Below are 15,003 nucleotides of genomic sequence, written 5' to 3'. Positions count from 1 at the left end.
AACTATTAACCGCTAAAAATTATCCTATATTAAAGTAAATGGAAGAACTTCGTAGATTATCAATTCAATACTATCAGAACACGGTGGGCATTAGGTTTTTTGGAATCAAGGGGGGAATATTTTTGATTTTTTCTACCCCATTTTTACTTATTTCTCTCTATTTAGATTTTGAGCTACATGCCGAAAATATCATGTTGTTACCGATTTCTGTATGTGTTTTTCTCTGGGCTCAGGCTAAAAAAGAATATGACCAAAATTTAATTCGTCATTTAAGTTTTTACTCGCATTTAGAGAGCAAGAAAGTTTCAGACCACAAAGCCTTATATCTTCATGAGCTGACGTATCATGTTGCCCCTTCTTTGTTTGAAACTATGAAGATATTTAAAGAAATTGTTGAAACTAACAATAAGAATGGAAATTTTGTTCTTGATAATATTGGCTATCACTTTTCAAAGTTTTTATACGACCCTGAATCTAAAAGTAGGATTCTTAGCTTAATAATTTATTTGATTAGCTTAATAGCTATTTTAACTGTGATAAAGCCTGAAAGCCAATACAGTATATATCAAGTGATGCAAGATGTTCCGTGGGATGTAGTTCAAAGCTATTTTTTGTTTTCGCTATTCTTCATAATATTTGGGTATTTTTTGATTGTTTTACCGATTATGTTTATCGTTACTTATGTGGCTGTTCCTATTTTGTTGAAGTTCTCGTCCTTAGCTGTATTGTCGCGTTTCTTCATTTCTGAACTGAATCGATACTCATATCTTGAACAGAAAATACAGTCAACAAGCGTATCCAATTGACTGTTGGAAAGCTGTAAGGTGGATTCGCTTAGCAATCCACCACACTGCGACAGGCTGTCATCCGCGTTGTGCGTATGCGGCGGTTTGCTACGCGAAACCTCCCTACGGGACTACAACTTAAATCCTTCCCCTCTTATCTTTGACAAGTCTTATAAAATACTTATAATTTGACTTATGAACACGATCAGCTGGAAACCCAAAGCCCTTAAGCAGCTTGAAAAGATCAAGGAAATCGCTATGCGTCAGCGGATTTACACCGAAGCGCAGGTATTGGCTGATTTCCCGAATTGCCAGGGCGTTAAAAAGCTGACTAACCATGCCTACAGTTACCGCCTGCGGGTGGGTGATTTTCGGGTGTTTTTCGAGTTCGACGGGGCGACGTACGTATTATTGACATTGAAGAGGTGAAAAAACGCGATGAGCGTACTTACTAATTATCAAACCATTCTAGGCGACGACGGCAAACCGGCGTTTGTGGTGCTGCCCTATGCCGATTTCGTAAAACTGTCTGGCGTTGTTCGCCCCGGCACGATTCCGAACGCTGTCGTTGGTAAGCGCATCATGGATGGGGTCAGTATGCTGCAAGCTTGGCGTGAATACTTGATGCTGACTCAAACCGACATGGCGGAGCGCATGGGTATTAGCCAAGCAGGTTATGCGCAGATTGAGGCCGCCAAGCGTCCACGCAAAGCCACGCTGCAAAAAGCCGCCGATGCCTTGGGTATTACGCTGGAACAGTTGGCGTATTGAGATGAACGGCTTTGCTGGAGGTTGGGTTATCGGCAGCGTAACCCACACAACAAAGCCTTTATTTCTCCAGTCGCCCCACTGCCCCCTCAAACTCCGCTTCTCCCATCTCACCCCCACAAACCCACGCTTCAAGTCCCGGCAGGCGATAACCGTCGAAAGCTGTAAGGTGGATGCGCCGCGAGGCAATACACCACATGACGACAGGCTGTCATCGGCGTTGTGCGAATGTGGCGGTTTGCTACGTGAAACCGTCCTACGGAACTACAAAACTCAAGCATTACACTGATATGAATACCCGTCAATTCTTGGAAAGGCCAACAAAAGAAGCCATTCGCGAACTGCCAAAGTTTGAAGGATTGCCGCTACAAAAAATTTGTTTAGTGCGTACAGCAGACGACTTGTTTTTTGCGCACGATGAAATCTCCAAAGTTAGCCACGTCGGATTCGATACAGAGAGCAAGCCAAACTTCGTTGTCAATCAACCGAAAACAGGCCCCCATCTTGTCCAAATCGCCACCCAGCAGTATGCGTTTCTGTTTACACTTGATTATTCGCTGGGCAATGAACTTCTCAGCGGGATTATCCGGTCGGATAAAATTGTAAAGGTAGGGGTTGGGCTCAAGTCAGACCGCGGCCCGCTCTACAACAAATTGGGCGCTATGCTTCATCCGACCATAGAACTATCCGTAGCGGTACGCCGTTTAGGCTATAAACAGCAAGTTGGAGTGCAAGCGGCGGTAGCGGTTGTGCTTGGTCAGTACTTACAAAAGTCTAAGAAGCTAACTACCTCCAATTGGGCCGCCAAAACACTGTCCGACCGTCAATTGCTCTACGCAGCAAATGATGCCTATGCCAGCCTTTGCGTATACCATGAGCTCGTTAGAATTGCGCCCCACGTGCTGCCCTCGGTCCAAAGCGGTAAGGCTGATTCAGCGTCAGGCAATCCACCGCATGATGATAGACTGTAATCAGTGTTGCCCGTATGTGTTCTTCATGCTTATTTCACGAGCTTTTTTATGTCTGCGATTTAATGAAACAGGGCTATATTGGGCAATTGATAAACATTCTTTTAGCATTTCAATAAAACAGATATGGGAGAGAGAAATGATAGCGTCCTCCATCGGTGCCAGAATCAAATGTGCCCTGGTTCTTATTATCTTCTCGTTGATACCTATACTTCCCGTCACCGGTACGATAGGACTATTTATAGTGATTTTTCGACCTATCTGGTTTAAGAAACTTGTTGATAATGTGTATGCCGATAAAAATGACCGTTAGCCCTCCATGAATCTGATGTTTTCCCCTTAGGATAGGAAAAGCCCCGGCTTTTTAGCTAGAGCGCTTGCAAGCGTCGACGAGCTAATGGTAATGGGTGGTAAGTCGAATTAATCTTTAAAACTCAGTCCGGCTGCACCAGCCATCAAAAAAATCAAAGACTGGTACAGCTCCATTTATTAAAAACTCACGAACTATACGATCTCTTGCGAATTAATCGTCAAGGTCAATACAGTGTAAATATGTCTTCCGGTCAAACAGTAGCACTGCCATTAAGGTGAGGTGAACAATGCTATTAAATATCCATCCTATACTTTTCATGGAGATTTCCTCGAGGTGAATGTATTAAAAGTAAGCTCGCAATTGTCAGTCATGTCGGCAACTTAATTGATTTTGTTCTTAGCCGACATCTTTGTTATTAGGGCGAATATTAAATTTCCTATCATTCCATACATCCCAATAAAGCCATTTTTAATAAAACTGAACCAGCAAAATTAGGTTTATATTTCTGAAATAAGTTATTCAGAAGTTTTATTTAGCGGCATAAAAAATGCCATTTATTTAATCTTATTGTGTAACGGTATATTAGTATTTGTTGATAAGGGTGCGATTTCATGCCGGAAAAAATCTGGCTGAAATAGCAGGTTGGCTGCTCCTGTGTAATGGTGAATTTAATTGGTGTTTTATACTAGTCCATGCTCTTAATAAGAGCAAGGGTTAATGTTTATTACGGCAGTAGGCGTTCTTTATGTTGTTTTTAAGTGACTAAAAAATAGTTAAACATTAATTACTTGCAAGCTCAAGCTGTTCCATATAAGCTCATGCATAAGGTGTACCCTAGAGTGTACCCTAAGTCCAAAGAGCATGGTTAAGGGAGATGTTGAGCATGGCTAAGTTAGAAGACAAACAAATTAGGATGTGGATAAAAAACAACATCCGTTTCGATGCAAAATCGGACGGTAGCGGCCTATATATCCGTTATCGGGAAACAGATAAATCGCCTATCTGGTTTTTAAGATTCAAAATCGCCAAAATAGAGCAGCGGCTAATACTTGGCAGATACCCGGACATTTCTTTAGTTGATGCACGAAAAAGCGCAGCCATACATAGATCGGAAATCTTGAAAGGCCACAATCCGGCCGAAACCAAGCGCGAGCTTAAACGCGCTGCAGCGGAAAAGGCGATTATCGAACAATCCGCACAGACCGTATCGGATTTGGTTGATGAGTTTTTTCTGAGAAATGTTGACGGGAAATTGAAAACGGCCCATACCAGACGATTGAGAGTGAATAAATATTTAATCCCCGCTATTGGAAAACTAAGCATTAAATCCGTTGAGCCTACTCACATTTCAGCTATGCTGAATAAGATTACCGGTGCCGGCGCCCCCACAACCGCCAATGACATATTGAGCCACGCCAAACAGATATTTAACTATGCAATAAAGCTCCGGATCATTAAGCACAATCCGGCAGCAGCCTTTAATTCTTCCGATGCCGGCGGTAAGGAGTCATTGCGCAAACGCTACCTTAGCCATGATGAACTTGCTCGCCTGTTTCATACCATGCGTGAGTGCGATAAATTTACCCGTCATCATTACCTTTGCACTAAGTTGTTATTGTTGCTTGGATGTAGAAAAAGCGAGTTACTAACAGCAAAGATTGCAGACTTTGATATTGAAAAGGCAGTGTGGCGAATGTCGCTGGACAATAAAATGGAGTCGGCCATTGATATTCCATTATCACGACCGGCACTGGACATTATCGGCGAGCTAACAGCGCAGAGGATCGGTACTAGTGAGTACCTTATACCGGCGATGGGCGGGCGAACCGGCAAAAAGCCGCATGTTGATGAAGGCTACTTGAATAAGCCAATAAAGAATTTATTAGTGCCTTTGATGGGAGACATTGAGAATTTCACGATACATGATTTTAGAACAACTATGAAAACCAACCTTATAAAACACATTGGAGCTGATCGGTTCGTCGCTGAGAGGTGCTTAAATAACAAGATACCGGACATGGCTGGTATTTATGATCGCTATGATTATTTCCAAGAGCGCAAAGAGGCGCTGGAACTATGGGCGAAGTTTTTAAATTCTTGCGAAAATGGCTTGGATTGGAATCTAAAGCTATAAGGTGGATTCGCAGCTAGGCAATCCGCCCCACACGACGACAAGCTGTAATTGGCGTTGTGCGAATGTGGCGGTTTGCTACGCGAACCGCGCCCTACGGGGCTATGGCACTTCGTATATTGGCCTACTTGGTCTGTTAAATTTATCCATATTACGGAGCTTTTTCTGCGGAAGACGAAATCAGTTTTGTCTGAGTTTCGATGAACTGATACGAGTGGCCGTTCTGTGGGAAGTAGTAAATGATTTTTGTATTAGGATCGATACCGGCGCAGTTTCTGGCGCCGCACATCAAGGACAGAAGCTGCTTTGGCTTGTCGTCTATCTTCACTGTTATCAGATCCAATGGCTGAATGGCATTGCTTTCAATTTTTTTCAAGTCGGCAAAGGCTAATTCTTTACCTTTGTTTTCAAAGTACATCAGGGAAAAAATTAGCGCCAGAAAAACGCCAAAGTACAAACAGGCTGTAAGCGTATGCTTTTTTTGGGATTTCTCGATTTTCGGATCTTTTCGTTTACCCAGATAGAAGTGCTTTTGTTTAAGAAATTGTCGTTTGTTCCAGCGGCTATGACGGATCCAACCGTTGAAACGTGGTAGTAGAAAATGTGAGTAAAGGATGCAGCCAATGGTGTAAATAAACAATACCTTAGTCGCTGGCTCAAGTGAAATTACGAAGCCGCGATATAAAGATTGTTGAACGTTACGATCCAGAACGTTGGGATCGAGCAGGAGAGGTTGGAAATAACCATCATAGTAAGCGGTGCTTATAGCGTAAAAAAATGCCGTGATTACCGCGAGTGCAACGGCGCTATCAATTAAAGAGCTTCTTTGTGTAGTCATGAAAATTTGACGTAAAGGTAAGGGATGTACCTTTTGTTGGGCTTGTGTGGCAGTCATTTTAGACTTGCATTTATTAGGATTCAAATTCACCTGCAAGGTTGTGACTAAGCCTCGCCGATAATCGGCAGTATCCTATCGAGCTTTTGTAAATATGAAATTGGCAAATTTTAGACGCTGCTTTCCACTAAACCATTTTCCACGAGACCGCTCCTAAAAAAAAGTTCCGGTCGAGATGCTTTTAGAGTGGGTCATAAGGCAATAAATACTCTTCAGATACCCACTCCAGCCATTCGCTAAGCACTATGAGTGTCCAGATGGACCGGCTATGGTCGGCCTTATGTTGTTTGTGTTCCTGCAATAGTTCCTGGGCAACGTAACGATTAACGCCGACGCGATCCAGCAGAGGCGAGGCTAATCTCGATTCGGCCCAGTGGTAAAGCGGCTCGCGTAACCAGCTGTTCAAGGGTACGGAAAGCCCGCGCTTTTTGCGGTGCACTATCTCCGCAGGTAAATACCGCAACGCATACTGCTTTAAAAAGACCTTGGTTTGTAAGCGACGGACGCGTTGTTTTTCCGGCAGAGAGGCGGCAAATTCCATGACGTGCTGATCTAGAAAAGGCGCACGTAGTTCCAAAGCCGATTTCATGCCGGCTCGATCCGCTTTGGTTAACAATCCTTCCGCCAGCGAAGTTTCCAGGTCATGCTGTTGAAGCCGATCCAGCATGGCTGTCGGTAAGTTCCCGGGTCTGGTAAGCAATGGCGGTGTTACACCCAAGCGGGCTAAAACGACGGGTGAGATGCAGGAGTTCCAGATAATATGACGCCCCATGAAGTCTAAGTCATCACCCTGAATGAAGCGCTTAAGCAGAAAGGGGAGGGTTACTTTTTTATCGCTGGGCGGCCAGCTTTCTATGGTTCGTCGTATCAGTGATCGGACGGAATAAGGAAACCGGGCATACTGGTTGGCAATCCCTGCGCCAAAGTAGGTCGGGTAACCGCCGAAAAGTTCATCCGCTCCTTCGCCAACCAATGCGACGCGCACATCTTGCGCCGCGCGCTTAGCCAAAAGAGCGTTAGGAACCCATGCCGGATCTGCGAGAGGTTCGCCGACCTGCCGAATCAGTTGGGCAAGAGTTGGCGGAAAGTCATCCGGATGCACCCAAACCGGTACGGGCTCAACATTTAGGCTGTTGGCAACTTGTTCGGCATAATGCCCTTCATCATACGAGGCTTCGCTAAAGCGAAGACTGTAAGCTTTGAACGCAGATGCCGGACGAATGGACCTCGCTACGGCGGTGATTAAAGAAGAATCAACACCGCCGCTTAAAAATAAGCCAAAATCGACATCAACTTCGCTTTGCCGACGTACGGATTCCCGAAAAATTTTGTCGAACGCATCCAAAGAACCGCTCTGCTTGGCCGTCTGTCTTACGTTCCAGCGCCAATAACGTTTACGCTGAATGCCTGTGGCATCTATCGTTATCATTTCTCCGGGCGATACTTTTTGAATGTCAGTGAAAGGCGTCGCAGGCGCGGTAAAAAATCCTCGTTGCATATAGCTATGAACAGCGTCTGTGCTGATGCTAAAAGAGCGTGAGGCGGATACTACCAAGGTCGATATCAACGAGGAAAACGCAACGATACCGTCGTTAATCGAGAAAAAAAGCGGGCGTTCACCGGCTCGATCGCGGATAAGAAGCAGTTTTTTATTGCGAGGATCCCAGATCGCAATCGCAAAAGCGCCCCGAAGCCGTTCCACAAACGCATCGCCGAGTTCCAGGTATAAGCCGGGAATGACCGCCACATCGGTGTTTTGTTCAACAGTTCTTCCGCGGGCCAGCAACCATTCGCGGAGTTCATTGTGATTATCAATTTCGCCATTGCAAGTCATAATCACGCCACTGGCAGAGTCTACAATCGGTTGTTTTCCATCGGTTAAGCTTCGGATAGCAAGCCGGGTCATGCCGAACAGCGCTGTTGAGTCGCCGCTAATCCCGGCATCATGCGGCCCTCGATGCTTTAACGCATCAACCATCCGGGTAATCTGTAGCTGTACGAAATCCTTTTCCGTTATCCCCTGATGGACAACTACACCACAAATGCCGCACATATTATTTTTTAACCGGAGCAGGCAGCAAGGCCGCAAAATAGTCGGCATCAAGGTCAAATACTTCAGCGCTATGCTCCAATGCAATATCTTTAAGCTGTGCCAGTTGGCCCTTCTTGGCAAGCAGGTAGACCGGGTGAGTGCGGGTGACGAGCCAATTATGCCATTGTGCTGTCGGTACGAGACCCTCTGGCCAAGGCTTTCCTGAATTTAGCGTAAAAACGATATAGTTGCTGGTTAGTTCATTGCCGTTGTTGCTTAATACAGTCACTAAGCGTTTGAGATAGAACGGCAGTCCGTTAGGCAGGCATTGCAAGCAGGCTAGTTCAGTAGTAGGCGTTAAATCTTTTGAGATTTGTTCTGCCAAATTACGCGAGGACCGGCTCTGTGCGTAAAGGACTATAAGATCAAAATTAACGCTCAGTAAAAGTAAAGGAAAGCTTATAAAGGCAGCGAATATCAGTCGCGTATTACGAGTCAGGAAGGCGAACGCTGAAAGAAGTGCAACGATACCGAACGATATCGCCATAGGTAGAAACGTCGGTATAAATAGATCAAACAGCTCATGTTTAAACCTGAGCCTGCTTTTTAGTATTTCAGGATTAAAGGCGATAATGCTGATGAATAGAACCGCCAGGGTACTTAATAGAAATAATGGAATCGTTCCGCGCCAGACAGTTCGAGCTGCTTGTCCGCTACTGTTGTCCAATGCCATAGCAAAAATACGTGCAGTCAAGATTCCAAGGGCGACCACCGCAGTGAGAATATAGCCGGGCAATTTCGATTGTGAAACCGAGAAAAACAACACGACCGAAATAGCCCAGACAATAAACAGGCGATCGGCGCGAGACCAGTTTTTCCTTTTTTTCCAGGCCGCAATTATCGATTCCGGTAACAGCAGACTCCAGGCAAAAAAAGTTCCTAGAATAATAGGTGCGTAGTAATAAAAAGGCGCTGTGCGGTGGAATTCTGTGGTGGTAAAACGGGCAACCGATTCCTTCAAAATGCCGTAATAAGGAAAGTCGGGGCGAAGTAGCGATAAACCGATGAACCACGGCAGCACGACGGCTAAGAAAATAACCCAATTGCGCAGGGCAAAGGCATGTCTCATAACTCCCAGCCTACCTTCAAGCCAGTTAAAGATAATTATCACGAGGCTGGGAATAATAAATCCCACCGGACCTTTAATCAGTGTGGCAATTCCAGCTGATAAGGCTGCAACCATATACCAATGCATCCGTTGCGTTGCTTCGCCTTCCTCGGCCAGAAAGCATGCGAAAATGGTTGAGCTTACGAAAAAGGCCAAGGACATATCAAAAATGACAAACCGCGAAAATGTTATATAAAGCGGTGTCGTGGCTATGATTAGAATGGCGAGAATGGCAGTACGCTGGTCGTATATTTTTCGGCAAAACAGGAACACTGCCACAAGTAGCGAAAATCCGAATAAAGCAGAAGAAAGCCGGGCGACGCCTTCGGATTCCCCGAACAGGGAAAAAGATAATGCGATTGTTTTGAAGTAAAAAGCCGGTTTATCAAGATAGACAAGGCCGTTATAAGTTGGCACCAGCCAGGAGTCAGATAGACTCATTTCTCTTGCCACTTCAGCGTTGCGTCCTTCATCCGGCCTCATTAATGGCCAGTCTCCCAAACGGCCGAATATCATATAGGCGCTGATAATGAATGAAAAAGCCGGAATCAGGAGACTCGGCTTGATAGAAGATATTCTGCCTTCAACTGCGCGGCTTACTTGGGAGGAAGAAAGTGTCATCATTATTTAGGCTCTGCCAGTGGTTTTTAATTTAAAAAAGTAAAAGGTAGGAGCAGGTAAAAATATTAATTTCTAACTCGATTTTGTATAGCAATCCGCTATACGCCAGACCTTACAGGTTTTAAAAACCTGGAAGGTCTTACTTGCGTCGTTTTAGCATAAGCCATTCAATATCCGTTTGAGAGCAAGTCCCAAAGTAATTGGGCTATCAGAGCGGAATGTCGGTTTTGTTGAAGAATAAACCGTTAATATTGCCGTGCATCAATTCGAGTTTCTAACGACCAAGCTACTTCTATGTAAGTATAACTGATGAGCGCTAGTTTAAGTGTTAATTTAGCGGTTTGAGATATGTACGAATACCTATCGTAGCGTTATTGTTCGCTGAACAGTGATACGATGTTGATATAACTATGCGGATAATTTTGGGTGGGAAGAATAGGGGTAGGGGATGAAAGCTATTATAATCAATTATCTACCTCATCAGTTATTCTACGCCTGCGGAGAGGGGGCTGTTTATCGTCGCTAAAATTTGGTGATTCCATTATCTTTTCAAGATCTTCTATTAATCCGACAAGACATATTCCGTTAGTTTCTCTAACCTCTTTTAGAAAATCGATAGTTATTTCCAGCAATGATTCATTGATCAGTTTCATATTAACCTCCTATTCAAAGTTAGTTGATTTTTCTGATTCTATGTAAAAAATCAATATAATCAATCAGCATGACTACTCAATTGTCCGAAAGCAGCATAAGACTCAAGCTCATTCGTGAAACATGATCAATAGGAAATCTAAAACTTTTAGTAGCTTGTAAAGATCAAGGAGGTCAACATAAGTCAGATCGTGCACAGATTAAAGCCGCAAGACATCGTCGCAAAGCCTCACTGGAAGAAGCTGCCGATGTCTTGGGGGATTACGATGAAACAATTGGCTTACTTAAATTATTGAGTTTGGATGCTCAGTTATAAACGCTGAGCAGCACTGATATATAAAAATCGGTGGTTGAATCATCCGGCAAAGCTGACTGAGCGAATTATTTAGCTCTGCATTCAGAATGTCCCCCATCAACATCTCCTGGTCATGGCTATGCGTTGCAAACTTAATGTAACCAGCGCTTGAGCCCGTTCCATGCCGGCGGCTTCCGCATAGCAACGCAATTCCGGCGCGTTGCCGGACGGACGCAAATGCACGATGTCACCGTTGTCGAAAGTCAGGCGCAGGCCGTCGGTCAAATCCCGCTGGGCAAGCGCGCCTACCTCATTACCCCACAGGCTTCGATAGGCGGTGTCGTCGCTTTGCAATCTATCCAATAAGGCCCGACTGTCGGCAACCGGAAAATTCTGCAAGCGGTCGCTGGCGGTATAACGTTGCGGCAAACCGGCGAGCAGGGCCGATACTTTGCAGCCTTGTCGCCGAGCCATCGCCAGCACTGCCAACGCGGGTAATATCGCGTCGCGGGTCGGCAGCGCGGCCAGGGGTTTTCCGTCCACCATCAAATCATTGCCCACCAGAAAACCGCCGTTGGCTTCAAAACCGACCACGCTGGAGCTACCGGTTGCGAGCATCTGCTCCATACCGGCAATCACGTACGGCGAACCGATGCGGGTGCGAATCACCTGTCGAAACAGTCCTGATGCTTCGATTGCGGTATTGCTGCTCACCGGCGTGACTACGGTGTCGGCGCCTAGATAATGCGCGCACAGTAAGCCGACGATGTCGCCGCGCAACCAGTTGCCGGTCTCATCTGCAATCAGCGGCCGGTCGCCGTCGCCGTCGGTGGAGATAATGGCATCCAGATGATGCTCTGCCGCCCAGGCTAGTCCGCGTTGGCGGTCTTCATCGCTGACTGCTTCGGTATCGATAGGCACAAAGGTGTCGGTGCGCGCCAAACCGACCACATCCGCGCCCAGAGCGCTCAGCACATCACGCAGGCAATCGCGCGCGGCGCTGGAATGTTCGTAAATACCGATCCGCCAACCGCTCAGCAGATCAGCGCTAAACAGGCTGGTATAGCGCTGTTGATATTGCTGCAACGCGGTTGGATTGGCAGTCGGCAACAGTGCGTCGTCGTTAATCGCCTGCAATTCAACCTCGGCTTGGGCGATAGCCGCTTCGTCGGCTTTGCTGATCTCGCCTTCGGCCCGATAAAACTTGATGCCGTTTCGATCGAACGGAATATGGCTGCCGGTAACCATGATTGCCGGGATGCCTTGCACCAGGGCATACAAAGCCAGCGCCGGGGTGGGCAGCACGCCGCAGAAATCCACCTCGCATCCGGCTTGGCGGATACCTGCCGCACAAGCGCGAGCGATGGCCGGGCTGGACGGGCGCAAGTCCGTACCCAAGGCGATTTTTTGCCCCGGTTTACTCAAGCCGAGACCGTGCAGAAACCCTAGGCTATAGGCGGCGCAGACTTGATCGGTCATTTGGCTGACCAGTCCGCGCGCGCCGCTGGTGCCGAACGCCACGCCGCTCTCGGCCATCATTTGTTGGATATTGATTTTTGTCATGGAATGTTTGGTTGGTAAGGTTGTAAATGTGGGAAAAAGCTGTGCGGATTCGTCTTGAGACAATCTGCCACTATACCATTGCTCTTCGAAATCGTCTCTGAACTTAAATCCTGACAAATAGACAGATTCCGTTTCACGGATGCGGTTGCAGCAGTTTCGCCACCAAACCGGTCCAGCCGGTTTGGTGCGACGCGCCTAAGCCATAGCCGGTATCGCCGTGAAAATATTCGTGGAATAACAGGTAATCGTTAAAGTGCGGATCGTTTTGCAATCTTTCATCGTGACCATAGGCGGGTCTTCGCCCATTTTCGTCTTTGCGGAAAATCCGGATTAGCCGTTCAGACAGCTCATCGGCTACTTCATTGATAGATAGAAAAATACCGGAACCGGTCGGGCATTCTATTTTAAAGCTCTCGCCGTAGAAGCCGGCAAAACGCCTGAGCGAAGTGATCAACAGATAATTTACCGGGAACCAGATAGGGCCTCGCCAATTGGAATTGCCGCCGAACATGCCGGATTCGGCTTCGCCCGGCTGGTAGTGCACGTTCATTGGCGTGTTGACGCAACTAACTACGTAAGGTTGACCATGATGATGGGCGCGCGACAAAGAGCGCACGCCGTAGTCGGATAGAAACTCAGTCTCGTCGAGCATTCGCCGCAACAGCATTTTCATTCGGTGACCGCCAAGCAGGGACAATAAGTGGCGGTTGCCTTTCCCCGGTTCGTTCCAATCGGCAACTAACGAGGCTAAATCGGGGCGGTAATCAAGAAACCATTTCATACGGCGTTTGAAGTCCGGCAGCTTATTCAGTAATTCGGGTTCGAGAATCTCTACCGCATAAAAAGGGATCAAGCCAATCATGGACCGTACTTTGAGCGGGATCATTTTGCCATCGGGAGAACGCAGTACGTCATAGAAAAACTCGTCTTGTTCGTCCCAAAGACCAATACATTGTTCGCCGCCGATACTGGTCATTGCTTTGGCAATGTAGAGGAAGTGTTCGAAAAACTTGGTGGCAATATCTTCATAAGCGCGATCATGCAACGCCAGCTCTAAGGCAATGCGCATCAGGTTTAGACAATACATCGCCATCCAGCTGGTACCGTCGGCCTGGTCGATGCGGCCGCCAGCCGGCAAGGGCGCACTGCGATCGAATACGCCGATATTATCCAGACCGAGAAAGCCGCCCTGGAAAACATTGTTGTCGTCAGCGTCCTTACGGTTGACCCACCAGGTAAAATTGATGATCAATTTATGCATGATTCGTTCCAGGAAGTCGAGATCGCCAGTGCCATCAGCGCATTGGCATTCGGATTTATAGACCTCCCACGCGGCCCAGGCATGAACAGGCGGATTGACATCGCCCAACTTCCATTCATAAGCAGGTAACTGGCCGTTAGGATGCATATACCATTCCCGTGCCATCAGCAGCAGTTGGTTTTTGGCAAAGGCAGGGTCGATCATTGCCAGTGTTACGCAATGAAACGACAGATCCCATGCGGCATACCACGGATATTCCCAGGTGTCGGGCATAGAAATAATGTCGGCATTATTCAGGTGTTGCCAGTCGCTGTTGCGTCCGTAGCGACGTTTTATCGGCGGCGGAACCGTTGCCGGGTCGCCTTTCAGCCACTGGGGGATGTCATAGTAATAGAACTGTTTGCCCCAGATCATACCGGCCAAGGCCTGACGTTGAATCAATTTGGCATCGGCATCCGTCAAAGCAGTTTGCAACCCGGCATAAAAGTCGTCAGCTTCGTTGCGGCGGGTGCTAAACAAGGCATCGAAGCCGTTAAAAGGCTGTAGGTTTTGATCTTTACTCAGGCGCAGACGCACTTCCACCTTGCCATGAGCCGGAACGGAAAAGCTAAAATGTCCTGCCGCTTTGGTGCCGTTCCTTTGCAGATTCACGGCGTTGCGATTGCCGTGGATGATATATTCGTGGAAGGCGTCTTTGAAATAACCGGCGCTTTGCTGGTTATACAAATGGCGTATATTGGTTTCGTTGTCGCAGAACAGCAGCTCTGGATCATTGTCGAAATAGCAATGGTAGCCGCCCAGGTCGGAGTGTTGGATTATGATGCTGCCGGTTCCGGTAGCGGAAAGCGTCGGGCGAGTGGCATCATAGCCCCAGCTCCAAGTATTGCGAAACCAGATCTGCGGTAATATATGCAGCGGGGCAGCGTCCGCGCTGCGGTTATGGGCGGTAATTAACATCAGGATGTCATCGACGCCGGCCTTGGCGTATTCTATAAATACATCAAAGTAACGTTTGTCGTTGAATATGCCGGTGTCCAACAATTCAAATTCCGGCATGTCTTTGCCGCGATTGCGATTTTGTTCGATCAGTGCCGTGTAGGGGAATGCCTGCTGCGGGTATTTGTACAGCATTTTAAGATAAGAGTGGCTGGGCGTTGCGTCGAGATAGTAATAAAGTTCCTTGACATCCTCGCCGTGATTGCCTTCGCCATTAGTCAAGCCGAACAAACGTTCCTTGAGGATAGGATCATGTTCATTCCATAAAGCCAAACCCAGACACAGCCGCTGCTTTTCATCGCAGAGTCCCGCGATGCCGTCCTCGCCCCAGCGGTAAGCTCGGCTGCGAGCGTGGTCGTGACTAAAATAGTCCCAGGCGTTCCCGTCTTCGCTGTAGTCTTCGCGCACCGTGCCCCATTGGCGCTCGCTCAGGTACGGCCCCCATAATCGCCATGCCGCTTTGCCGCTGCTTTGTGCCAGTATGCGATGTTTTTCGGCATCTGCTTGAGATCTGTTGTTTGGTTTTGTCATGCCGGTTCCTGCATGGGTTAAGCAT

The 15,003-nt window shown here is 47.1% G+C and carries 11 protein-coding genes; 5 read left to right on the top strand and 6 right to left on the bottom strand.

Annotation, left to right across the window (positions count from 1 at the left end):
* Window positions 1-38 precede the first annotated feature (38 nt).
* From EPO18_RS15195 to EPO18_RS15175, 5 genes are all read left to right on the top strand, one after another.
* Window positions 39-806, top strand: coding sequence for a hypothetical protein (locus EPO18_RS15195; protein ID WP_292434656.1), 768 nt, complete (start codon window positions 39-41; stop codon window positions 804-806).
* A 174-nt stretch (window positions 807-980) separates the two neighbouring features.
* Window positions 981-1,214: a type II toxin-antitoxin system RelE family toxin gene (locus tag EPO18_RS15190; protein ID WP_292434654.1), complete on the top strand. Its 234-nt coding sequence runs from the start codon at window positions 981-983 to the stop codon at window positions 1,212-1,214.
* Window positions 1,215-1,223: 9 nt separating this feature from the next.
* Window positions 1,224-1,556, top strand: coding sequence for a helix-turn-helix domain-containing protein (locus tag EPO18_RS15185; protein WP_292434652.1), 333 nt, complete (start codon window positions 1,224-1,226; stop codon window positions 1,554-1,556).
* Window positions 1,557-1,843: 287 nt separating this feature from the next.
* Window positions 1,844-2,524, top strand: a complete 681-nt coding sequence (locus tag EPO18_RS15180) for a 3'-5' exonuclease (RefSeq protein WP_292434650.1) — start codon at window positions 1,844-1,846, stop codon at window positions 2,522-2,524.
* Window positions 2,525-3,717: 1,193 nt separating this feature from the next.
* Window positions 3,718-4,968 carry a tyrosine-type recombinase/integrase gene (locus EPO18_RS15175; RefSeq protein WP_292434648.1) on the top strand — a complete coding sequence of 417 codons (1,251 nt, stop codon included), beginning with the start codon at window positions 3,718-3,720 and terminating at the stop codon, window positions 4,966-4,968.
* 148 nt (window positions 4,969-5,116) lie between these two features.
* Here EPO18_RS15175 and EPO18_RS15170 read toward each other — a convergent pair whose 3' ends face one another.
* The 6 genes from EPO18_RS15170 to EPO18_RS15145 form a co-directional block, all read right to left on the bottom strand.
* A complete protein-coding gene (locus tag EPO18_RS15170) occupies window positions 5,117-5,860 on the bottom strand; it encodes a hypothetical protein (protein WP_292434646.1) in 744 nt (247 codons plus the stop codon).
* 181 nt (window positions 5,861-6,041) lie between these two features.
* Window positions 6,042-7,913: an asparagine synthase (glutamine-hydrolyzing) gene (gene asnB / locus EPO18_RS15165; protein ID WP_292434644.1), complete on the bottom strand. Its 1,872-nt coding sequence runs from the start codon at window positions 7,911-7,913 to the stop codon at window positions 6,042-6,044.
* A 1-nt stretch (window position 7,914) separates the two neighbouring features.
* Window positions 7,915-9,684, bottom strand: coding sequence for an ArnT family glycosyltransferase (locus EPO18_RS15160; protein WP_292434642.1), 1,770 nt, complete (start codon window positions 9,682-9,684; stop codon window positions 7,915-7,917).
* A 461-nt stretch (window positions 9,685-10,145) separates the two neighbouring features.
* On the bottom strand, window positions 10,146-10,334 hold the full coding sequence (locus EPO18_RS15155; protein ID WP_292434640.1) for a hypothetical protein: 189 nt from the start codon (window positions 10,332-10,334) through the stop codon (window positions 10,146-10,148).
* Window positions 10,335-10,744: 410 nt separating this feature from the next.
* A complete protein-coding gene (locus EPO18_RS15150) occupies window positions 10,745-12,190 on the bottom strand; it encodes a phosphomannomutase (protein WP_292434638.1) in 1,446 nt (481 codons plus the stop codon).
* Window positions 12,191-12,323: 133 nt separating this feature from the next.
* Window positions 12,324-14,978 (bottom strand): MGH1-like glycoside hydrolase domain-containing protein, encoded by a 2,655-nt coding sequence (locus EPO18_RS15145; protein WP_292434636.1) that lies wholly within the window; start codon window positions 14,976-14,978, stop codon window positions 12,324-12,326.
* Window positions 14,979-15,003: the final 25 nt, after the last annotated feature.

The organism is Methylobacter sp., assembly GCF_004322395.1.
Classification (GTDB): domain Bacteria; phylum Pseudomonadota; class Gammaproteobacteria; order Methylococcales; family Methylomonadaceae; genus Methylobacter_A.
This window is presented reverse-complemented; position numbering and strand designations above follow the sequence as displayed.

Excerpts from the sequence above, each read along its gene's own strand:
- EPO18_RS15155 (WP_292434640.1), bottom strand. The coding sequence starts at position 10,334 with ATGAAACTGATCAATGAATCATTGCTGGAAATAACTATCGATTTTCTA.
- EPO18_RS15180 (WP_292434650.1), top strand. The coding sequence starts at position 1,844 with ATGAATACCCGTCAATTCTTGGAAAGGCCAACAAAAGAAGCCATTCGC.
- EPO18_RS15185 (WP_292434652.1), top strand. The coding sequence starts at position 1,224 with ATGAGCGTACTTACTAATTATCAAACCATTCTAGGCGACGACGGCAAA.
- EPO18_RS15175 (WP_292434648.1), top strand. The coding sequence starts at position 3,718 with ATGGCTAAGTTAGAAGACAAACAAATTAGGATGTGGATAAAAAACAAC.
- EPO18_RS15170 (WP_292434646.1), bottom strand. The coding sequence starts at position 5,860 with ATGACTGCCACACAAGCCCAACAAAAGGTACATCCCTTACCTTTACGT.
- EPO18_RS15195 (WP_292434656.1), top strand. The coding sequence starts at position 39 with ATGGAAGAACTTCGTAGATTATCAATTCAATACTATCAGAACACGGTG.
- asnB (WP_292434644.1), bottom strand. The coding sequence starts at position 7,913 with ATGTGCGGCATTTGTGGTGTAGTTGTCCATCAGGGGATAACGGAAAAG.
- EPO18_RS15190 (WP_292434654.1), top strand. The coding sequence starts at position 981 with ATGAACACGATCAGCTGGAAACCCAAAGCCCTTAAGCAGCTTGAAAAG.
- EPO18_RS15145 (WP_292434636.1), bottom strand. The coding sequence starts at position 14,978 with ATGACAAAACCAAACAACAGATCTCAAGCAGATGCCGAAAAACATCGC.
- EPO18_RS15160 (WP_292434642.1), bottom strand. The coding sequence starts at position 9,684 with ATGATGACACTTTCTTCCTCCCAAGTAAGCCGCGCAGTTGAAGGCAGA.
- EPO18_RS15150 (WP_292434638.1), bottom strand. The coding sequence starts at position 12,190 with ATGACAAAAATCAATATCCAACAAATGATGGCCGAGAGCGGCGTGGCG.